The sequence below is a fragment of the Brevundimonas sp. genome (assembly GCF_036676055.1).
Classification (GTDB): Bacteria; Pseudomonadota; Alphaproteobacteria; order Caulobacterales; family Caulobacteraceae; genus Brevundimonas.
In genome coordinates this window covers 1-19487 of sequence record NZ_JAKFDS010000046.1, presented here as the reverse complement: position 1 = coordinate 19487, position 19487 = coordinate 1, and the positions used below count along the sequence as shown (strand labels likewise).

Here is a 19487-nt window from a genome sequence, read left to right as displayed (position 1 = left end):
GGCCGACCTGTACGCCGCCATCGTCGCCGCCAGCGCCGACATCTTCATCGAAGAGGTCGACGAGCCCGACAAGCCGATCCGCATCGCCATCATCGGCCGTCCCAACGCCGGCAAGTCGACCCTGATCAACCGCCTGATCGGCGAAGACCGCATGCTGACCGGCCCCGAGGCCGGCATCACCCGCGACTCCATCTCGGTCGACTGGGAATACGAAGGCCACAACATCCGCCTCGTCGACACCGCCGGCATGCGCCGCAAGGCCCGGGTGCAGGAGAAGCTGGAGAAGCTGTCGGTCGCCGACACCATCCGCGCCATCACCTTCGCCGAGGTGGTCGTGCTGGTCATGGACAAGGACGACGCCTTCGACACCCAGGACCTGCAGCTGGCCGATCTGGTCGAGCGCGAGGGCCGGGCGCTCGTCTATGTCGCCGCCAAATGGGACCTCGAGACCGAGCCCCAGGCCCGCCTCGCCAAACTCCAGCAGATGGCGGAAGACAAGCTGCCCCAGCTGAAGGGCTCGCCCTTCGTCGCCCTGTCGTCGCACAGCGGCCGCGGCGTCGAGCGGCTGATGCCGGCCGTGCTTCAGGCCCACGCCACCTGGTCGGTCAAGGTCAAGACCAAGGACCTCAACACCTGGCTGGCCCTCGCCACCCAGAGGCATCCGCCCCCCGCCGTCGACGGCAAGCGGATCAAGCCCAAATACATGGCCCAGACCAAGGCCCGCCCGCCGACCTTCGTGCTGATGGCCAGCCGCGCCGAGGCCATGCCCGAGCAGTACAAGCGCTATCTGGTCAACAACCTGCGCGAATCCTTCGACCTGCCGGGCACGCCGATCCGCCTGATCGTCAAATCGGGCAGCGAGAACCCCTATGCGCCGGGCGGCTCCAAATCGGGTCCCGAACGCTACAAGGGCGACGCCAAGACCGCCCCGCGCCGCGTGCTCAAGAAGGCCGAAAAGGCCGACCGCCTGTCCAACCTGCCCGGCAAGGCGCTGGAGCAGAAGAAGACCGGCAAGGGCAAGACCAAGCCGCTGGCCGGCCTCAAGTCGAGCGCCAACAAGAAGGCCGGCTCGTCCGTCGCCGTCCAGAAGGGCGCGCGGGGAGGGGCGAGGCAGGTATCGCGGTCGGGCCGCGTGCGGACCGGCCAGAAGCACGTGCCGAAGAAGTAGGGCGCCTAGATCAGCGCCGCCACGCCCGGCCCCTGGCTCCATTCCTTGAACTTCACTTCCAGCGGGGGCTCGATGTCCCCGCGCGCCAGCTCGACCACCAGCGGCCCGATCGCCGACGGATGCACCACCGTCTCCGGATCCTCCCCCGGATAGGCCTGGGCCCGCAGCTGCGTCCGCATCCGGCCCGGATCGACGATCGAGACCCGGATCGGCATCGACTCGATCTCGTCGGCCCAGCATTTCATCAGCGCCTCGGCCCCCGCCTTGGTCGCGGCATAGGCGCCCCAGAAGGCCCGGGGCGCGCTGGCGACGCTGGTGGTTACATGGATCACCCGCGCGGCGTTGGACGCCTTCAGCAGCGGCTCCAGCGAGCGGATCAGCCGGTAGACGGCGGTGAAATTGGTCTTTTCGACCTTGGCGAAGCCGCGCGGGTCGGCGTGGCTGACCGGCGTCAGGCCCTCGGCGCCCATGGTCGCCGCCGCCTGCACCCAGATGTCTAGCCGCCCGAAGCGCTCGAACAGGGCCCCGCCCAGCCGGTCGATGGCCCCGCCGTCGACGAGGTCGAACGGGATCAGGGTGGCGTGCTGGCCGGTCGCGGCGAAGATGGCGTCGTCCAGCTCCTCCAGCCCGCCCTGGGTGCGGGCCGTGGCGATGACGTGGGCCCCGGCCTTGGCCAGCGCCAGGGCGCTCTCGTAGCCGATGCCGCGCGAGGCGCCGACGACGAGGGCGATGCGGTCTTTAAGGGGAAGGTCTGACATGGCGGCCTGATAGCGCGCCGGTCGGTTCGCCGAAAGCGAAACCGGATCAGAAGCCCGGCGCGGGTTGCCACAGGCTGAAGCTGACGCCCTGGTCGTCCTGGACCACGGCCGTCCGCCCCGACTGGCTGTCCGAGGGCACGGCGGCCTTTCCGCCCAGTTCGGTCACGCGCTCGCACAGGGCGTCGACGTCATCGACTCGGAAATACAGGTGCTCGTTGTTCTTTGGCCGCTCGACCTTGACGAAGCCGAAGGACGGCCGGCCGCCGGCGACGTGGGCGTAGGTCGGGTGCGACTGGGCCTCGTCGAAGGTCCATCCGAACAGGGCGGAATAGAAGGCCCGCGCCTTGTCGAGGTCCTGGGTGTCGATGGTGAAGTAGCCGAGCTGGATCATGCGATCCTAAGCGCTCACCAGCAGCGAAAGTTGCCGCGCCGCGACCTCGCGTCCGCCTTCCTCGATCTCGCGATCCAGCAGGCGGGTCGGGTATTCGCCGGTGAAGTAGTGGTCCGTGAACTGCGGATTGCGTGGGTCGCGCGGTCCGGCCTCCATGGCGTCGTACAGGCCGTCCACCGACAGGAACCCCAGCGAATCGACCTCGAGGTGGGCCCGCATCTCTTCCAGCGTCTTGTTGGCGGCGATCAGCTGGTCGCGCTCGGGCATGTCGATGCCGTAGAAGTCGGGCCACAGGATCGGCGGGCTGGCCGAGCGCAGGTGGACCTCCGTCGCGCCCGCGGCCCGGACGGCGCGGACCAGTTTTACGGACGTCGTGCCGCGCACGATCGAATCGTCGATCAGCACCACCCGCTTGCCCTCGATCACCGACCGGTTCGGGCTGTGCTTCATGCGCACGCCCTTCTGCCGCGCGCCCTGGCTCGGCTGGATGAAGGTGCGGCCCAGATAGTGGCTGCGGATGATCCCCATCTCGTAGGGGATGCCGCTCTCCTGGGCGTAGCCCAGCGCCGCCGGCACGCCCGAGTCGGGCACCGGCACGACCACATCGGCCTCGACCGCGTGCTCGCGCGCCAGGCCACGGCCCATGCGCTTGCGCACCTCATAGACGGACTTGCCGTTCACGACGGAGTCGGGGCGCGAGAAATAGACGTACTCGAACAGGCAGGGTCGGGCGGCGCGGGTCGGGAAGGGCTTCAGCGACTTTAGCCCCTCGTGGTCGATGACCACGACCTCGCCGTGCTCGACGTCGCGCTCGAAGGTCGCGCCGATCGTGTCCAGGGCGCAGGTCTCGGACGCCAGCACCCAGGCGTCGCCCAGCCGTCCCAGCACCAGCGGCCGGATGCCCAGCGGGTCGCGCGCGCCGATCAGCTTGGAACGGGTGGCGCAGACGAGGGCGTAGCCGCCCTCGATCCGCCCGACCGCGTCGATGAAGCGGTCGACGATCTTGGCCTTCCGGCTGCGGGCGATCAGGTGAAGGATGACCTCCGAGTCCGAGGTCGACTGGAAGATGGCCCCTTCGCCGACCAGCTGGTTCCGCAGGTAGAGGAAGTTGGTCAGGTTGCCGTTGTGGGCGATGGCGATGCCGCCCTGGTCGAGGTCGGCGAACATCGGCTGGATGTTGCGCAGGAAACTGCCGCCCGCGGTGGAATAGCGGGTGTGGCCCACGGCCGCCGAGCCCGGCAGCCGGTCCGACAGGTCCGAACCGCCGAAGGCCTCGCCGACCAGTCCCATGTGGCGCTCGGTGTGGAAGCGGGTCTCATGCACGCTGGCGATGCCGCAGGCTTCCTGACCGCGATGCTGCAGGGCGTGCAGGCCCAGGGCGACGATGGCCGAGGCCGCATTGGGCTCCGCGCCCCAGACGCCGCAGACGCCGCACTCGAGGCGCGGGCGATCGTCATCGGCGTCGCGCCAATGCTCGCGATGAACGACGGGGTCGGCGATGAGATGGCGCATCGTCGGGGCTCCGATGACCGGGTTACGCGACTAGGGGGCGGTGCGCGGGGAGGTAGGCCCGGAATCTGTCGGGGGCAAGGCGTCATCGTCCTTAAAGCCTCTGCTCACGGACGAACTGACCACCGGCGTCAGCGCATCGGCCCCACGGCCTATGCCCGGCAGCACGATCTGGATGGCCCGCGCCGCGCCCGCCGTCACCGGCCTCAGCGCGGCCTCGCTGAGCCAGCGCGGGGTCTTTTCCCCCGGCAGGGCGGCGACGATGACCAGATGAATGGCTCCCAGCAGCACCAGCGCCCGTCCCGCGCCGACGAAGACGCCGACGCCGCGGTCGATCCCGCCCAGCTGCGGATGGGCCTGGGCCCGCTTCGACAGGATCGAGCCGAAGATGCGAATGCCGAAATAGATCAGCAGGAACGACGCCACGGCCGCCAGTATGGTCCCCGCCCATTCCGGATCCATCAGGCCGCGTCCGATCGGGGCGGTGACGGGCAGGGCCACCAGCGCCAGAAACGCCGCCAGCACAAAGCTCAGCAGGGTGATCACTTCGCGCGTGCCGCCCCGGACCCAGCCCGCGGCGGCCGAGGCCAGGATGACCAGTATGGCGATGACGTCGAAGCCGGTCATGGGCGCTCGGGCAAGGAAGGGATGCGTCTTCAGTAGCGGTTTTGCGAGATTCGTTCGACCGCTTCGGTCAGCCGGTTCACGGAGGTCACCCTCACCCCCTTGTCCTTGACCGTCAGCGGCGGCGACAGCGCCTGGTCGAAGCCCAGCTTCTGCGCCTCCCTCAGCCGCGCCTCGGCCCGCCCGACGGCGCGGATCTCCCCGGACAGGCTGATCTCGCCGAACACCACGCAGCCCTGCGGCAGCGGCATGTCTGTCGCCGAACTGACCAGCGCCGCCGCCGCCGCCAGGTCGGCGGCCGGTTCATTGATGCGCAGCCCCCCGGCCACATTCAGATAGACGTCCTGATCGCCGAAACCGAAGCCGCAACGCGCCTCCAGCACCGCCAGCACCATGGCCAGACGGCCGGTGTCCCAGCCCACCACGGCCCGGCGCGGCGTGCCATAGGCCGATTTCGACACCAGCGCCTGCACCTCGACCAGCACGGGCCGCGACCCCTCGATGCCGGCGAACACCGCCGCGCCCGGGGCCCGGTCCTTGCCCTCGCCGAGAAACAGGGCAGACGGATTGGCCACCTCGCGCAGGCCGGCGTCGCCCATCTCGAACACCCCGATCTCGTCGGTGGCGCCGAAGCGGTTCTTGCCCGCCCTCAGGATGCGGAACGGATAGCCGCGCTCGCCCTCGAAGCTCAGCACCGCGTCGACCATGTGCTCGACCACGCGCGGTCCCGCCACCTGACCGTCCTTGGTCACATGGCCGACCAGCACCACCGCCACCCCCTGCGACTTGGCCAGCCGCACCATCTCCCCGGCGCAGGCCCGCACCTGGGTGACCGAGCCGGGCCCGGCCTCATGGGCGTCGCTCCACAGCGTCTGGATCGAATCCACGATGACGATGTCGAACTTCTCGCGCTTCAACGTGCCGAGGATCTCCCTCAGCGCCGTGGCCGAGGCCAGCTCGACCGGCGCCTTCTCCAGCCCCATCCGCTTCGCCCGCGCCCGGATCTGCTCGACCGCCTCCTCGCCCGAGATATAGGCCACCCGCCGTCCCGACAGCGCCGCCCGCCCGGCCACGTCCAGCAGCAGGGTCGATTTGCCGACCCCCGGATCGCCGCTCAGCAGGATCGCCGAGCCCGGCACCACCCCGCCGCCGCAGACCCGGTCGAACTCGGTCACGCCTGTGACGATGCGCGGCGGCTCGGGCGTGTCGGACTGCAGGGTCTCGAACTGAACCCCGCGCGTGCGGCTGTTCGAGGCGGGCTTCAGCGCTCCGGGCGGGGCCGAGCGGCTCTCCTCGACGATCGAGTTCCACTGACCGCACGCCCCGCACTGGCCGGACCACTTGCCGTGGACCGCCCCGCAGGACTGACAAACATAGATCGCGCCGTCTCGAGCCATGCGACCGGCTTACAGGAGTCGGCGCGGGCGGGGCAGGGGGCTGCGAAGGCCCTACGACCGATAATGACGCAGGGGGGCGCCCCGGCTCAACCGACGTAGCGCCTCTGCACCCGGGGCCCGACCGAGGTCAGCAGCTCCCACGCCACCGTCCCCGCAGCGGCGGCGGCCTCGTCCAGCGGGCGGTTCGGTCCGAACAGCTCGGCGGCGTCGCCGACCGCGATCTCCAGCCCGGTCACGTCCACTGCGCAGACGTCCATCGACACCCGCCCGACGATCGGCCGGGTGTCGCCCGCGACCCACGCCTGGCCTCGCGGGCTGTAGCTGCGCAGCACCCCGTCGGCGTATCCGGCCGCGACGGTGGCGATCCGGCGCGGCGTCCCGGCGACGAAGCCGCGCGAATAGCCCACGCTCTCGCCCGCCGGCACCTCGCGCACCTGCAGCACCTCCGCCGACAGCGTCGCCACGGGCCGGATCCGCGCGTCCGGCCGACCCTCCGGCCCGCCCCCGTACAGGCAGATCCCCGGCCGCGTGGCGTCGAAGCCGTAGTCGTTCCCGAGGAAGACCCCGCCCGAGTTCGCGAACGACCGGATCGCGCCCGGATAGCGCGCCGCCGCCGCGGCGAAGGCGTCCCTCTGCCGGGCGTTCATCGGCTCGGCCGGATCATCGGCGCAGGCGAGGTGGCTCAGCACCAGATCCAGTCCCTCGAACGGCGCCGGGGCCGCCTCGGGACGGAAGCCCAGACGGTTCATGCCGGTGTCGATCTGCAGTCCGCAGGCCCCGCCGCCCGCGCTGAGCCATTCGCGCATCTGTGCGTCGGTGTTCAGGACCGGTCTCAGATCGGCGGCGCGCAGCCGTGCGGCGCGGCCGCTCAGGCATCCGTCCAGAATATAGATCGCCGGCGCTGTCCCCAGCGCATCGCGCAGCCGCTCACCCTCGCTGGTGCGGGCGACAAAGAAGGTCCGCGCCCCCTCCCGCATCAGCCGTTCAGCGCAGGCCGCGGCGCCCAGGCCATAGGCGTCGGCCTTGACCACCGGATGCACGGGCGCCCCCCCCACGGCTTCCAGCGTGCGGTAGTTGGCGGCGAGCGCCTGCAGATCGACGGTCAGCGAGGCCGGGGCGTTCATGCCCCATCTAGAGCCACGTCGTTGTGCGATGCAACACGGCCGCGCCCCCCTTTCCGTTGACGGGACGGGGCGATCGGCGGAAAATGTCGCCGTTACGCGAGGAGGCGGCCATGTCCCCCGTCCGAATGTTTCGCTCAATCCCTCTGATGATCCTGATCAGCTTCGCCCTCAGCGGAGCGGCGCTTGCCCAGGACGAGCCCGCCGGAGCCAATGCGTGGGGCGGGACGGAGCTTTCGGACGGGCATCATGACGGCGATCACCTCGGTCCGATCGGCCCGTATCTGCAAGCTGCGGAGCTTCGCAACTGGCCGCAGGGCAGCCGGCGCGCGACCCCCGAGCGCCTTGTCCGCGAGCGCACGGCCGAAATCTTCGCCGCTGCGGGCGTCCCCTGCGAGATCGTTGCGGCCCACAATCCCGGGGAGACCCGGCAGCGCAAGGACATCTACGAGGTCGCCTGCCGGGAGGGGCCCGGCTATCTGGTGGTGGCGATCGACAGGCCGGCCATCCTGAACTGCCTCCACCTCGCCGCGACGGAGGAGGTGCTGAGAAGCGCCGACCCGACCCGCCCTGTGACCTCCCTGTGTCTGCTGGATCAGAACAGGGACGCGGCGGCCTCGCTGCGCCCTCTGGCGACCCGGATCGATCCGGGCTGCGTGGTCGATCAGGCCGCGTGGATCGGCCGGGTCGGAGTGGACCAGGACCGTTACGAAGTCGGCTGCGAAGGTCGCGATGGCCTGTGGCTGCAGACCCCGATCAACCGGACCGAGGTCACGGAAACCTTCGCCTGTCTGGATCTCGCCGCGATGGGAGACGCCTGCCGGTTCACCACCGCCCAGGAACAGGCGGCGACCGTCGCGGCCTGGCTGCCCGCGGGCGGCCCGACCTGCACCGCCGATCGCGCGCGGGTGATCGGCGTGGCTGACGGCGCCCGCTACTATGAACTCAGCTGCGGCCCCGGCGCCGGGCTGGTGCTGCGCCTGACGCCGGAAGGCCGCTTCGACCAGGTTTGGCCCTGCGCCGAGGCGACCGGCATCGCCGGCGGCTGCAGACTGACCGACGAAGACTCCTGAGCGTCTACAGGCGTGCGAACGCCTCGCCGCCGGCGTCGAACAGATGCGCCTGGCCCGCGGGAATGTGGAGTTGCACCGCCGCGCCGACGGCTGGCCTCGCGTCCCCCGGCAACAGCACCGTCACCGGCGTCTGCCCGGCGGTCAGATAGGCGTAGGTGGCGTGGCCCAGCGTCTCCACGAACGTCACGGCGGCGGCGACTGCATCCTCCGGGCCGGACAGGGTCAGATGTTCGGGCCTCACCCCGAGGGTCACGGCGTCTCCCGGCGCGGCGCGGGAGGCGTCGACCCCGACCCTGATGCTTTCTCCGGCGGCGGTGCGCACCGTCGCGCCCCGGGCCGAGGCCGTCACGACTTCCGCGGGCAGCAGGTTCATCTTCGGACTGCCGATGAACTCGGCCACGAACAGGTTGCGGGGCCGCTCGTACAGCTCCATCGGCGCGCCGACCTGCTCGATCACGCCGCCGTTCAGCACCACGATCCGGTCGGCCAGGGTCATGGCCTCCAGCTGGTCGTGGGTGACGTAGATCATGGTCGTCTTCAGCCGTTCGTGCAGGCTGGCGAACTCGTATCGCATCCGCACGCGCAGGGCCGCATCGAGGTTCGACAGCGGCTCGTCGAACAGGAAGACCTGCGGCTCGCGCACGATCGCCCGGCCGATGGCGACGCGCTGCCTCTGGCCGCCGGACAGGGCCTTGGGCTTGCGGTCCAGATAGTCGGTGATGTTCAGCGTCTCGGCCGCACCGCGCACGCGCCGGTCGATCTCCGCCTTGTCCATTCTGGCAAGTTTCAGCCCGAACGCCATGTTTTCATAGACATTCATGTGCGGGTACAGCGCGTAGGACTGGAACACCATGGCGATGCCCCTGTCGGAAGGCGACAGGTCGTCGACCGCCCGGCCGCCGATGGCGATTTCGCCGCTGTCAGCCTCTTCCAGCCCGGCGATGGTGCGCAACAGGGTGGACTTGCCGCAGCCGGAGGGTCCGACGAAGACCACGAACTCGCCGTCCGCGACCTCCAGGTCTATGCCCTTGAGCACCTCGGTCGCGCCGAAGCGTTTGGTCACGCCGGTCAGCCGGACGTCCGCCATCGATTCCCTGCCCGCAACTTCTTGTCTTGCGACCACCGTAAACGGTTACAGGTCAGGCGCAATCCTCAGGCGGGGCGAGGCGAGGGGGCGGGCTACCGGGGCGTCTTGGCCTTGTAAGGCTTCTTCGCCGGCGGCTTGCCGCGCGCGTCCTTCGGGGCCCAGGGACGGTCGCCGCCCTTGGGTTTGCCCTTCCACGGCTTGTCGCCCGCCGCGGCCGGAGCCGCCTCGGCGTCTGAGCGCGGGGTCCAGGGCGTCTTGCCCTCGGCCGCCGGCTTCTTGACCCACGGCTTCTTGCCCGGCGGGGTCGGGTCGGCCGGCGTGCGCTTGACCCAGGGCTTCTTGCTCTCGGCGGCCGGAGCCGGGGCGTCGTCGCGCTTCACCCACGGCTTCTTCTCGCCCTGCGGACGATCCTCGCGGGCCTTCCAGGCCGGCTTGTCGCCGTCCTCGCGCTTCACCCACGGCTTCTTCGCGCCCTCGGGGCGATCCTCGCGCGGCTTCCAGGCCGGCTTGTCGCCGTCCTCGCGGGCCTTCCACGGTTTCTTCTCCGGTCGGTCGCCGCCCGCGCCGGGCTTCTTGTCCCAGCGGCTGACCGGCTTCTCCGAAGGTCCCGGCTTGACCGCCGGATCGATCTTGACGCCGTCTTCCAGTCCCTGGGCGATGGCGGCCTCGAATTTGGCCTTCATCTCCTGGGTGATTTCGAACTTGGTCTCGCGCTCGAATATCTTGATCGCGCCGATGTCGCGTTTGGTGACGTGGCCGAGACGGCAGATGGTCGGCATCAGCCATTTCGGATCGGCGTTCTTGTCGCGACCGATGTTGATGCGGAACCACGCCATGTCGCCGCCGCGGGCGAAGTCCGTATAGGGCACGTCCGGCTGGCCCTTGTCGTTCTTGCCGCTCTCCTGCTGGCGCTTCATCCGGTCGTCGTCATAGACGTCTTCCGGCGCCGGCAGCTTCTGCTGGTACAGGCGGATCAGGGCGGCCGCGACCTGCTCGGGCGAGCTCTTCTCCAGCAGCTGCCTGCCGAGAGCCAGCGTGTCCTCGTCCTCGACCGGGGCGGTCAGCACGGGGTCCGCCAGCATCCGCTTGCGGTCGTTCTCGAGGATCATCTCGGCCGAGGGCGGGCCCGACCACTCGGCCTTGATCGAGGCCGACTGCAGCATCAGCTCGACCTTGCGGCGGCGCGTATAGCTGACCAGCAGGACCGAGACGCCCTTCTTGCCGGCCCGGCCGGTGCGGCCCGAACGGTGCAGCAGCCCGGCCTTGTTGACCGGGATTTCGGCGTGGATGACCAGACCCAGATCGGGCAGGTCGAGACCCCGGGCCGCCACGTCGGTGGCGACGCAGACCCGCGCATGGCCGTCGCGCAGGGCCTGCAGCGCCTCCGACCGCTGGCCCTGGGTCAGCTCGCCTGACAGGCCGACGACCGAGAAGCCGCGTTCGCGCAACGAGGCCGTCAGATGCTTGACCCGTTCCCGCGTGTTGGCGAACACCAGCGCCCCGGGGGCTTCGAAGTATCGCAGCACGTTGACGACCGCGAGCTCGACCTCGTTCGGCGCCACGCGGATGGCCTTGTACTCGATGTCGGCGTGCGAGGCGTTGCCGGCGACCGTATCGATCCGCAGCGCGTCCTTCTGATAGGTTTTCGCCAGCTGCACGATGTCGCGCGCCAGCGTCGCCGAGAACAGCAGGGTGCGGCGCTCGGCCGGGGCGGCGTCGAGGATGAAGGTCAGGTCTTCCTGGAAGCCCATGTCCAGCATCTCGTCGGCTTCATCCAGCACGACGGCCTGCAGCGTCGACAGGTCGAGAGAGCCGCGCTCGACGTGGTCGCGCAGGCGGCCCGGGGTGCCGACCACGATGTGGCAGCCGCGGTTCAGGGCCTGCCGCTCGACCTTCGGGTCCATGCCGCCGACGCAGGAGACGATTCGGGCGCCGGTCTGGGCGTACAGCCACTGCAGTTCGTTCGAGACCTGCAGCGCCAATTCGCGGGTCGGGGCGATGACGAGGGCGACGGGCGCGCCGAACTCGGCGAACTTTTCGGCCTCGCCCAGCAGGGTCGGGGCCAGGGCCAGGCCGAAGGCCACGGTCTTGCCGGAGCCGGTCTGGGCGGAGACCAGCAGGTCGCGTCCCTGTTCGGCGTCCAGCACGGCGGCCTGGACGGGCGTGGGCTCGGCATAGCCGCGATCGGAAAGCGCGCGGTCGAGCGCGGGATGACTGGCGGGGAAAGGCATGCAGAGGTCCGTAAGGCGCCAGGGCGGCGCGCGCCAGCCGGCTGGGCGGCGAAGGGGCGGCGGTATGGGCCGGAATCAAGGCGGAAGCGCGGCCCTTCCATTCCTGACGAAGCGACCCGCGGCCGTGACAAACGACCCCTGTTCGGTAAAGTTTTCCGACACGAGGGGGATTCCATGTTCAAGACACTGCTTGCCGCCACCACGGCGCTGACGGTTCTGGTCCAGCCGGTCGCGGCCTTTCCGACGGGCCTGGCCACGTCCGTCCAGGACGGCGCGCGAACGATCCGGCCCGGCCAGACCGTGCAGGGCGAGCTGCGGCGCGGCGACGACACCCTCGACAGCGGAGAATACTCCGATGCCTGGACCTTCCAGGTCCGGGCGGGCGAGACGTACGAAGTCACGCTCTCGGCCTCGGCGTTCGACCCCTATCTGCTTGTTCGCGGCCCCGGCGGCCTGAGCGAGGACAATGACGACGATCCGTCCGCGCGCGGCTCGCGCGACAGCCGCATCCGCTTCACCGCGCCTGCCGCGGGCGAGGTCGAGATCGGCGCCACCAGCTACGAGCCGGGCGAAACCGGCGCCTACCGGCTGACGCTCGCCGCCGCCGGCGCCGGATCGACGCGGCCGGAGGCTGGCGAAACCTCGGGCGCGATCACCGTCGGCCGGACCGTCAGCGGCAGTCTGGCCGGCGGCGACGAACAGCTCGACACCGGCGAGTTCATCGACACCTGGACCCTGCGCGGGCGTCGCGGGCAGCAGCTCGACATCCGCCTGACCTCCTCCGACTTCGATCCGTATCTGATGGTCCGGGGGCCCGGCGACTTCTCCAGCGACAACGACGACGACGCCGGCGTGGACGATTCACGGGACAGCCGTCTCTTGATCACCCTGCCCGCGGACGGCGACTACCGGATTTCCGCGACCAGTTACGAGCCCAAGGAAAGCGGGGCCTACCGCCTCGCGGTGCTTGAGGGCGCCGGCCTCACGGCGCCCCGGCCGCCGTCGGAGGCCCCATCGACGCGCTCGCCCGAGGGAGGCGTCGTGACCATCGGCGAGGCCGTCTCGGGCGCCTTGGCCGGGGGCGACGACACCCTGAACTCCGGCGAGTACGTCGACACCTACCGTTTCGCGGGCCGCCGCGGCCAGCGCGTCGCCGTCGACCTGACGTCCTCGGCCTTCGACGCCTACACCATGGTCATCACGCCCTCCGGCGAGCAGTTCGACAACGACGATGGCGCTGACGGCACCGACAGCCGTCAGGAGCTGGTCCTGCCCGAAGACGGTGACTATCAGGTCCGCGTCACCTCCTTCCGTCCCGGCGAAACGGGATCCTACCGCTTCAGCGTCGAGGCGGGCCGGGAGCCTCCCCGCCAGGCGGTGGTGGCCGGGGGCGCGCGGGTGTTCGCCCTGATGGTGGGGGTCTCCGACTATGAAGGCGACGCCGACGATCTGGCGTACACCGATGAGGACGCCCGCAAACTGGCCGAGGTGCTCCAGCGCGACGGATCGCTGAACGACGCGAGCGTGGTCCTGACCAACGCCGAGGCCACGGTCGACGGCGTCCGATCAGCTTTCGCGCGCGTCGCCGCCGAGGCCGGTCCGGACGACATGTTCCTGTTCTTCTTCTCGGGCCACGGCAGCCAGGAGGCGACCGAAGTCACCGGCCTCGAGCCCGACGGCAAGGCCGAGACCTTGGTGCTCACCGACGGCGACATGACCGACGCCGAACTGGGCCGACTGTTCGCCACGCTCGACACCCGGCTGGCCCTGTTGGTGGTCGACGCCTGCTTCTCCGGCGGCTTCGCCCGCAACGTCGTCGACCGGCCGGGCGTGATGGGGGTGTTCAGCTCCGAGGAGGACCTGACCAGCGCCGTGGCCGACAAGTTCGAGGCCGGCGGCTATCTGTCCCACTTCGTGCGCGCCGGCATGTCGGGCGAGGCCGACGCCGACGGCGATCGCCTCGTCACCGCCGGTGAACTGGCCACCTACCTCCGCCGTCAGTTCCGCGTCGAGGTCGAGGACGTCCAGGCCACCACCCAGGACGGCCAGCGCAACTACCAGAACCTCGTCATCGACCGCGGCGGCGTCCAGGTCGACGACGTCATCGTGCGCCTGCCGGCCGCGGCGGCCTCGGGCGGCCAGTGATCGGAGAGGGAAATGGTGGATGCGACAGGGATTGAACCTGTGACCCCCTCGGTGTGAACGAGGTGCTCTCCCGCTGAGCTACGCATCCATCAATCGGGCCCCAGGTCCAGCCTGCTGGACGGGGAGGGCGGGGACATAGCCCGGTCGCCCCGGACTGGCAAGCCGTCAGATGCCGGCGGCGACGAGGCCGTCGATCGCGGCCTCCAGCGCGTCGAAGTGATCGATCAGCACGTCGCCGCCCAGTTCGGCCGGGGCGATCGGCGTATAGCCGAAGGTCACCACCACGCAGGGCACGCCCGCGCTCTTCGCCGCCTGCACGTCCGGGGCCCCGTCGCCGACCATGATCGCCCGCGCGGGATCGCCTCCGGCCATCGCCACCGCCTCGCGGATATGCGCCCCGTCCGGCTTGCGCGCCGACACCTTGTCCGGCCCGCACACGACGGCGAAATGCCGCTCCAGCTCCAGCGCCCCGATCAGGGCCACGGACAGGTCCGTCCGCTTGTTGGTCGCCACGCACAGGATCGCTCCGCGCCCCGCCAACCGCTCCAGCGTCTCCACCACCCCCTCGTAGGGCCGGCTGTGGATGGCGATGTTGGCCAGATAGTCGTCGAGGAATTCCTGCAGCAGGGCCGGGGCCCCGGCCTCGTCCCAGGGCGCCCCCGCCTCCTGAAAGCCGTGTCGCAGCAGGGCCAGGGCCCCATGTCCGACCAGATGCTGCGCCGCCTCCACCGGCATCCGCGGGATGTTCCGCGCGCCCAGCATCCGGTTCAGCGTCCCGATCAGGTCCGGCGCCGTCTCCACCAGCGTCCCGTCGAGGTCGAAGGCGATGGTCCAGCCCTCAAGGTCGCGCATCCGCATCTCCCGCCGGCCGCCCCGATGGGCTAGACCGCTCCGACGACTAACCGCCGGACCGATTCATGACCACCCATCCCCGCGCCGCCATCATCCTCGCCGCCGGCCAGGGCACGCGGATGAAGTCGCCGCTGCCCAAGGTGCTGCACCCGGTCGCCGGCCGGGCCATGCTGGACCACGCCATCGACGCCGCCGAGGCCCTGGGCTGTGAGCGCATTGTCGTTGTGGTCGGGGCCCATTCGCCGGAGGTCCGCGACCATGTCGTCAAACGCCTTGGCGAGGACGCCGTCGCGGTGCAGGACCCGCCGCTCGGCACCGGCCACGCCGTCCGCGCCGCCGAGGCCGTGCTGGGCGACTTCGTCGGCCAGGTGGTCATCACCTACGGCGACGTGCCTCTGCTGACCGCGGCCGACATCGAGCCGGTGTTTGCGTCGCCCGACGGCGTCACCGTGATCGGCTTCGAGGCCGCCGACCCCGGCGCCTACGGCCGCCTCGTCATGGACGGCGACCGGCTTCTCGCCATCACCGAGGCGAAGGAGGCATCGCCCGAGGTGCTGGCGCTGACCGCCTGCAATTCCGGCGTCATGGCTGCTCCGGTCGGCCTGCTGTTCGACCTGCTGCGCGAGGTCCGCAACGACAACACCAAGGGCGAATACTATCTGACCGATGTGGTCGAGCTGGCCCGGAAGCACGGCGCCCCGACCCGCGCCGTCTTCGCCCCCGAGGACGCCGTCATGGGGGTCAATTCGCAATCCGAGCTGGCCCGGGCCGAGGCCCTGTTCCAGAGCGCCCGGCGTGCGGCCTTCCTCGCCGCCGGCGTCACCATGCCCGCGCCCGACACTGTCCATTTCGCCTTCGACACCCAGGTCGGCGGCGGTGCGTCCATCGAACCGTATGTCGTCTTCGGCCCCGGCGCCCGGATTGCCTCCGGCGCCCGCATCCGCGCCTTCAGCCATATCGAGGGCGCGACCGTCGCCGCCGGCGCCGAGGTGGGCCCCTACGCCCGCCTGCGCCCCGGCGCTGATCTGGGCGAGGGCGCGAAGGTCGGAAACTTCGTCGAGGTCAAGAATGTGACCATGGGCAAGGGGGCCAAGGCCAACCACCTGGCCTATCTCGGCGACGGCGAAGTGGGGGCGAAGGCCAACATCGGCGCCGGAACAATCTTCTGCAATTACGATGGCTTCTTCAAACATCGTACGACGGTGGGCGAGGGCTCCTTCGTCGGCTCGAACAGCGCGCTGGTCGCCCCGGTGACCATCGGCGCCGGGGCCATGGTCGGCTCCGGCTCGGTGATCACCCGGGATGTCGCGCCGGGCGATCTCGCGCTGGGCCGGACGGAGCAGACGGCGAAAACCGGCTGGGCGGCGCGGTTCATGGACACGATGCGGGCGAAAAAGGCGGCGAAGAAATGAGCGCGGACACCCAGAAGAGACTCGCCGGCGAAGCCGCCGCCCTCCGCGTCGAGGCGGGCATGGTCGTCGGCCTCGGCACCGGCTCCACCGCCGCCTGGTTCGTCAAGGCGCTGGCGGCCCGCAACCTGCCCGACCTGCGCTGCGTCCCGACCTCCGAGGCCACCGCCGAACTGGCGCGCGAGCTCGGCCTGCCGCTGTCGACCCTCGAGGACTCCCCCCGCATCGACCTGACCGTCGACGGCGCCGACGAGGTCGGGCCGGGCCTGGCGCTGATCAAGGGCGGCGGCGCGGCCCTGCTGCGCGAGAAACTGGTCTGGGAGGCCTCGACCCGCTGCCTCGTCATCGCCGACGCCGCCAAGGTGGTGAAGACCCTCGGCGCCTTCGCCCTGCCGATCGAGGTCGTCGCCTTCGGCCACAAGACCACGGCCAACCGCATCGCCGATGTCCTGGCCGACCACGACATCGCCATGCCCGCCCGGGTGCGGACCGCCGAGCGGGGTCTGGTCCGCACCGACGGCGGCAATCTGATCTATGATGCGAAATGCGGCGCCATCCACGACCCGGCCCGCCTCGCCGACGATCTCAAGCTGATCACCGGCGTGGTCGAGCACGGCCTGTTCCTCGACCTCGCGGACGAGGCGATCATCGGCGTGGACGGCGGGGTCGAGCGGCTGACGCCCTGACGGACGGACGTCTGGGCCCTAGCGGCCGGCGCCGCCGTCGCCGTTCGACGGCTCGTCGGCCGGTTCCCGGGCCCGAAGTTCGTCATGGGCGTCATGGATCGCGCTGACGATCTCCTGGCGGTTGGTCCCGCGGCTGACCGCATTGCCTTCCGAGGCGTAGAGACCGTCCAGATAGGCCTTGTCCCAGTCCATCAGCCCGTCGGCCGACGCAGGATTGTCAAAGACGTTCAGGACCGAGGCGTAACCGCTGGTGTCAGCCTCCGGGTTGATCTGGGCCAACGACACCATGGCGATGTAGTCGGCCAGTTGCAGGATCGACAGGTGGGCGACGTCGTCGACGTCCACGATCACGATCGTGCGGGTCAGGCGGTCGACGATCTGGGTGCGCAGCCGGGAGGCGGCGAAGACTTCGATCGTCGGCGCGTACGCCATGACGTTCCCCTCGGCGGCGCTGCACGCTATGCCCTCGCAGTCCCCCGGAATGCGGGTAGCCCGCTGGCCGGTCTCGGAATCGACGGGCATGGCCATCTGCCACCAGCGCACCGGTCGGTCGGTCTCGACGAAGTCCGCCAGTGCGTCGCCGCCGCGATCCATGCCCGCGCCGCCCATCCGGAAGGCGCGACGGCGCGTCTCCACCATGGACCGGGCCAGCGCCTCGCCGTCATCGGTCGCCACAACCAGCAATGTCGGGGTGCAGCCCGGCGCGCCGGGGTTCAGGCCGACGTCCTCGGCCACCGTCGAGATTCGGTCCGCCAGGTATTGCGCCGTCTCGGACCGAAGGTTGGCCACGCCGACGCAGATGCGGTCGTCCCAGCGGGCGAGGCCGCGCCCGTGGTTCGGCTCGGCCACCTCTGAAACGAAGTTGCGGATCATCGCGTCCAGCGGCCGCCCGGTCACGGTCACATCTTCCAGGGTCACCGGCTCCTGCGGCGCCGGATCCTGCGCCTGAAGGGGCGTGGCCAGCAACGCGCCTGTCATCAGCAAGCCGAGCATGGGAGATCCTCCGTGGGGTTTCGCCGGAGGTAACGCCGTTTTCGCGCCATCGTCAACGCGGCCGGGAATCCGACCGCAACTGCAAGTAGTGGACCGCCTCCTTGCGGGAGGGGGAGGGTGATTTCGGCGCCGAAGCTGCCTATCTGGTCGCCGTTCGGACAACCCGACCCCGAAGGAAAGCGCATGGCCGGAAACTACGACTACGACCTCTTCGTCATCGGCGCCGGGTCCGGCGGCGTCCGGGCGGCCCGTCTGACCGCCCTGGGCGGCAAGCGCGTGGCCATCGCCGAGGAGTTTCGCGTCGGCGGCACCTGCGTCGTGCGCGGCTGCGTGCCCAAGAAATTCATGGTCATGGCCTCCGAGGTCAGCCACGCCCTCGAGATCGCCGAAGGCTACGGCTGGTCGTTCGAGGGGACGAAGTTCGACTGGCCGACCTTCCTCGAGGCCAAGGACGTCGAGATCGCCCGCCTGTCCGGCATCTACGCGGCCAACCTCGGCAAGGCCGGCGTCGACCTGATCCACGGCCGCGCGGTCCTGAAGGACGCCCACACCGTCGAGATCGTCGGCAAGGACCAGACCATCACGGCGGAGAAAATCCTCATCGCCACCGGCGGCCGCCCGTGGAAGCCGGAAAACCTGCCCGGCATCGAACACGCCATCACCTCCGAAGAGGCCTTCCACCTGCCGGAGCTGCCGAAGCGCATCCTGATCGCCGGCGGCGGCTATATCGCGGTCGAGTTCGCCGGCATCTTCGCCGGCCTCGGCGTCGAGACCACCCTGATCTATCGCGGCCCCAATATCCTTCGCGGCTTCGACGACGATGTCCGCGCCCACCTCGCCGGCGAGATCGAGAAGCGGGGGATCAAGGTCATCCTCGGCTGCCAGCACACGCGCCTGGAGAAGACGGAAACCGGCATCGTCAACCACCTCGGGAACGGCATGAGCCTCGAGACTGACGTGGTCATGTTCGCCACCGGCCGGGTCCCGCATGTCAGGGATCTTGGGCTGGAGGCCGCCGGGGTCGAGCTGAACGACGCGGGGGCCGTCAAGGTCGATACCCTGTCGAAGACCACGGCCGACAACATCTGGGCCATCGGCGACGTCACCGACCGGATGAACCTGACCCCCGTCGCGATCCGCGAGGCCGTGGCCTTCCACGAGACCGTCTACCGCAACAATCCGCAGCATTTCGACTATGAAGCGGTCGCCACCGCCGTCTTCAGCCAGCCGCCGGTCGGTGTCGTCGGCCTGTCCGAGAGCGAGGCGCGCCATGCCTGCCCCGGCGAGGTCGACGTCTACGTCACCCGCTTCCGGCCGATGAAATACGCCTTCACCGGCTCGGACGAGCGCGTGCTGATGAAGCTGGTCGTCGACGGCGAGAGTCAGAAGGTCGTCGGCGTCCACATCGTCGGCCCCGAGGCGCCGGAGATGATCCAGCTCGCCGCCATCGCCGTGAAGGCCGGCCTGACCAAGGCCCAGTGGGACGCCACCTGCGCCGTCCACCCGACCATGGCCGAGGAACTGGTGACGCTGAAGGAAAAGCAGTCCCCGACCACCAGCGCGGGGTAGGGGCGTCGGGCGCTTTCACAAAGGACACGACGGATGCGAGGCGCCGCCTTCCTTTCGTCATCCTCCGGCGAGCGCAGCGAGACCGGGGGACCCAGCGGCGCCGAAGGCGATCTGTTCAGGCTGGCCGTTTTGACCAGCGGCGCTCTCGACAGGGTCGCGCTATCGCGCGCCGCTGGGTCCCCCCGGTCGCTCCGGCGGAGCGCCGGAGGATGACGAATGCGGCAATTGCTGCGCTGCAAGTTCATGCGCCGCCGTCCTATTGTTTTCCGCCAACCCGCTGTTTCCCCACGACATCGCCTCCACGTCAGCGTCCTGAACCCGCCATAGGGCGGGCCCGGTCTAGACTCCTCTCATCCCGTCGACGGGGAGGGCGTCGGATCCACGTTCTCGATGACGGCGGGCTGTGGTCGAGCGATGAAGCCCGGGCGATGGAGAGTCCGGGGGACCTCGCGGAGGTCGATGGATGGCCTCCGC

General features: G+C 70.0%; 16 protein-coding genes and 1 tRNA gene. 6 read left to right on the top strand and 11 right to left on the bottom strand.

Features of this window, described 5'->3' with window-relative positions:
- A partial coding sequence (gene der / locus V6M45_RS07640) for a ribosome biogenesis GTPase Der (RefSeq protein WP_332655192.1) occupies positions 1 to 1168 on the top strand: 1168 nt, incomplete at its 5' end.
- A gap of 5 nt (positions 1169 to 1173) precedes the next feature.
- On the opposite strand, the gene V6M45_RS07635 is transcribed toward der, so the two are convergent.
- The 6 genes from V6M45_RS07635 to alr all read right to left on the bottom strand — a co-directional run bounded on the left by V6M45_RS07635 (position 1174) and on the right by alr (position 6971).
- A complete protein-coding gene (locus V6M45_RS07635) occupies positions 1174 to 1926 on the bottom strand; it encodes an SDR family NAD(P)-dependent oxidoreductase (RefSeq protein WP_332655191.1) in 753 nt (250 codons plus the stop codon).
- Positions 1927 to 1972: 46 nt separating this feature from the next.
- Complete coding sequence (locus V6M45_RS07630) at positions 1973 to 2317, bottom strand: VOC family protein (RefSeq protein WP_332655189.1); 345 nt, start codon at positions 2315 to 2317, stop codon at positions 1973 to 1975.
- A gap of 6 nt (positions 2318 to 2323) precedes the next feature.
- The gene (gene purF / locus V6M45_RS07625; RefSeq protein WP_332655188.1) at positions 2324 to 3829 is read right to left on the bottom strand and encodes an amidophosphoribosyltransferase; all 1506 of its coding nucleotides are present in this window, start codon (positions 3827 to 3829) and stop codon (positions 2324 to 2326) included.
- A 30-nt stretch (positions 3830 to 3859) separates the two neighbouring features.
- Positions 3860 to 4453, bottom strand: coding sequence for a CvpA family protein (locus V6M45_RS07620; protein WP_332655187.1), 594 nt, complete (start codon positions 4451 to 4453; stop codon positions 3860 to 3862).
- Between the two features lie 29 nt (positions 4454 to 4482).
- A complete protein-coding gene (gene radA / locus V6M45_RS07615) occupies positions 4483 to 5847 on the bottom strand; it encodes a DNA repair protein RadA (RefSeq protein ID WP_332655185.1) in 1365 nt (454 codons plus the stop codon).
- Positions 5848 to 5933: 86 nt separating this feature from the next.
- A complete protein-coding gene (gene alr / locus V6M45_RS07610) occupies positions 5934 to 6971 on the bottom strand; it encodes an alanine racemase (RefSeq protein WP_332655183.1) in 1038 nt (345 codons plus the stop codon).
- Between the two features lie 110 nt (positions 6972 to 7081).
- Between alr and V6M45_RS07605 the strand changes: the two genes are divergently transcribed.
- Positions 7082 to 8041 carry a hypothetical protein gene (locus tag V6M45_RS07605; protein WP_332655181.1) on the top strand — a complete coding sequence of 320 codons (960 nt, stop codon included), beginning with the start codon at positions 7082 to 7084 and terminating at the stop codon, positions 8039 to 8041.
- A 4-nt stretch (positions 8042 to 8045) separates the two neighbouring features.
- On the opposite strand, the gene V6M45_RS07600 is transcribed toward V6M45_RS07605, so the two are convergent.
- A complete protein-coding gene (locus tag V6M45_RS07600; protein ID WP_332655179.1) occupies positions 8046 to 9128 on the bottom strand; it encodes an ABC transporter ATP-binding protein in 1083 nt (360 codons plus the stop codon).
- Between the two features lie 92 nt (positions 9129 to 9220).
- Complete coding sequence (locus V6M45_RS07595; protein ID WP_332655177.1) at positions 9221 to 11359, bottom strand: DEAD/DEAH box helicase; 2139 nt, start codon at positions 11357 to 11359, stop codon at positions 9221 to 9223.
- A 174-nt stretch (positions 11360 to 11533) separates the two neighbouring features.
- Between V6M45_RS07595 and V6M45_RS07590 the strand changes: the two genes are divergently transcribed.
- A complete protein-coding gene (locus tag V6M45_RS07590) occupies positions 11534 to 13504 on the top strand; it encodes a pre-peptidase C-terminal domain-containing protein (protein ID WP_332655175.1) in 1971 nt (656 codons plus the stop codon).
- 13 nt (positions 13505 to 13517) lie between these two features.
- Here V6M45_RS07590 and V6M45_RS07585 read toward each other — a convergent pair.
- Positions 13518 to 13592: transfer RNA gene (locus V6M45_RS07585), tRNA-Val, on the bottom strand.
- 77 nt (positions 13593 to 13669) lie between these two features.
- Positions 13670 to 14356, bottom strand: a complete 687-nt coding sequence (locus V6M45_RS07580; RefSeq protein WP_332655173.1) for an HAD-IA family hydrolase — start codon at positions 14354 to 14356, stop codon at positions 13670 to 13672.
- 65 nt (positions 14357 to 14421) lie between these two features.
- Between V6M45_RS07580 and glmU the strand changes: the two genes are divergently transcribed.
- Entirely contained in the window at positions 14422 to 15768 is a 1347-nt protein-coding gene (gene glmU, locus V6M45_RS07575) for a bifunctional UDP-N-acetylglucosamine diphosphorylase/glucosamine-1-phosphate N-acetyltransferase GlmU (RefSeq protein ID WP_332655171.1), read from the top strand.
- The gene (gene rpiA, locus V6M45_RS07570) at positions 15765 to 16451 is read left to right on the top strand and encodes a ribose-5-phosphate isomerase RpiA (RefSeq protein ID WP_332655170.1); all 687 of its coding nucleotides are present in this window, start codon (positions 15765 to 15767) and stop codon (positions 16449 to 16451) included. The genes glmU and rpiA overlap by 4 nt, the downstream gene beginning before the upstream one ends.
- An 18-nt stretch (positions 16452 to 16469) precedes the next feature.
- Here rpiA and V6M45_RS07565 read toward each other — a convergent pair whose 3' ends face one another.
- Complete coding sequence (locus V6M45_RS07565; RefSeq protein ID WP_332655168.1) at positions 16470 to 17444, bottom strand: hypothetical protein; 975 nt, start codon at positions 17442 to 17444, stop codon at positions 16470 to 16472.
- Positions 17445 to 17627: 183 nt separating this feature from the next.
- Between V6M45_RS07565 and gor the strand changes: the two genes are divergently transcribed.
- Entirely contained in the window at positions 17628 to 19013 is a 1386-nt protein-coding gene (gene gor / locus V6M45_RS07560) for a glutathione-disulfide reductase (RefSeq protein ID WP_332655167.1), read from the top strand.
- Positions 19014 to 19487: the final 474 nt, after the last annotated feature.

What these genes read in the sequence shown, in the direction of transcription:
- V6M45_RS07635 (WP_332655191.1), bottom strand. Translation starts at nt 1,926, where the DNA reads ATGTCAGACCTTCCCCTTAAAGACCGCATCGCCCTCGTCGTCGGCGCC.
- V6M45_RS07630 (WP_332655189.1), bottom strand. Translation starts at nt 2,317, where the DNA reads ATGATCCAGCTCGGCTACTTCACCATCGACACCCAGGACCTCGACAAG.
- purF (WP_332655188.1), bottom strand. Translation starts at nt 3,829, where the DNA reads ATGCGCCATCTCATCGCCGACCCCGTCGTTCATCGCGAGCATTGGCGC.
- V6M45_RS07620 (WP_332655187.1), bottom strand. Translation starts at nt 4,453, where the DNA reads ATGACCGGCTTCGACGTCATCGCCATACTGGTCATCCTGGCCTCGGCC.
- radA (WP_332655185.1), bottom strand. Translation starts at nt 5,847, where the DNA reads ATGGCTCGAGACGGCGCGATCTATGTTTGTCAGTCCTGCGGGGCGGTC.
- alr (WP_332655183.1), bottom strand. Translation starts at nt 6,971, where the DNA reads ATGAACGCCCCGGCCTCGCTGACCGTCGATCTGCAGGCGCTCGCCGCC.
- V6M45_RS07605 (WP_332655181.1), top strand. Translation starts at nt 7,082, where the DNA reads ATGTCCCCCGTCCGAATGTTTCGCTCAATCCCTCTGATGATCCTGATC.
- V6M45_RS07600 (WP_332655179.1), bottom strand. Translation starts at nt 9,128, where the DNA reads ATGGCGGACGTCCGGCTGACCGGCGTGACCAAACGCTTCGGCGCGACC.
- V6M45_RS07595 (WP_332655177.1), bottom strand. Translation starts at nt 11,359, where the DNA reads ATGCCTTTCCCCGCCAGTCATCCCGCGCTCGACCGCGCGCTTTCCGAT.
- V6M45_RS07590 (WP_332655175.1), top strand. Translation starts at nt 11,534, where the DNA reads ATGTTCAAGACACTGCTTGCCGCCACCACGGCGCTGACGGTTCTGGTC.
- V6M45_RS07580 (WP_332655173.1), bottom strand. Translation starts at nt 14,356, where the DNA reads ATGCGCGACCTTGAGGGCTGGACCATCGCCTTCGACCTCGACGGGACG.
- glmU (WP_332655171.1), top strand. Translation starts at nt 14,422, where the DNA reads ATGACCACCCATCCCCGCGCCGCCATCATCCTCGCCGCCGGCCAGGGC.
- rpiA (WP_332655170.1), top strand. Translation starts at nt 15,765, where the DNA reads ATGAGCGCGGACACCCAGAAGAGACTCGCCGGCGAAGCCGCCGCCCTC.
- V6M45_RS07565 (WP_332655168.1), bottom strand. Translation starts at nt 17,444, where the DNA reads ATGCTCGGCTTGCTGATGACAGGCGCGTTGCTGGCCACGCCCCTTCAG.
- gor (WP_332655167.1), top strand. Translation starts at nt 17,628, where the DNA reads ATGGCCGGAAACTACGACTACGACCTCTTCGTCATCGGCGCCGGGTCC.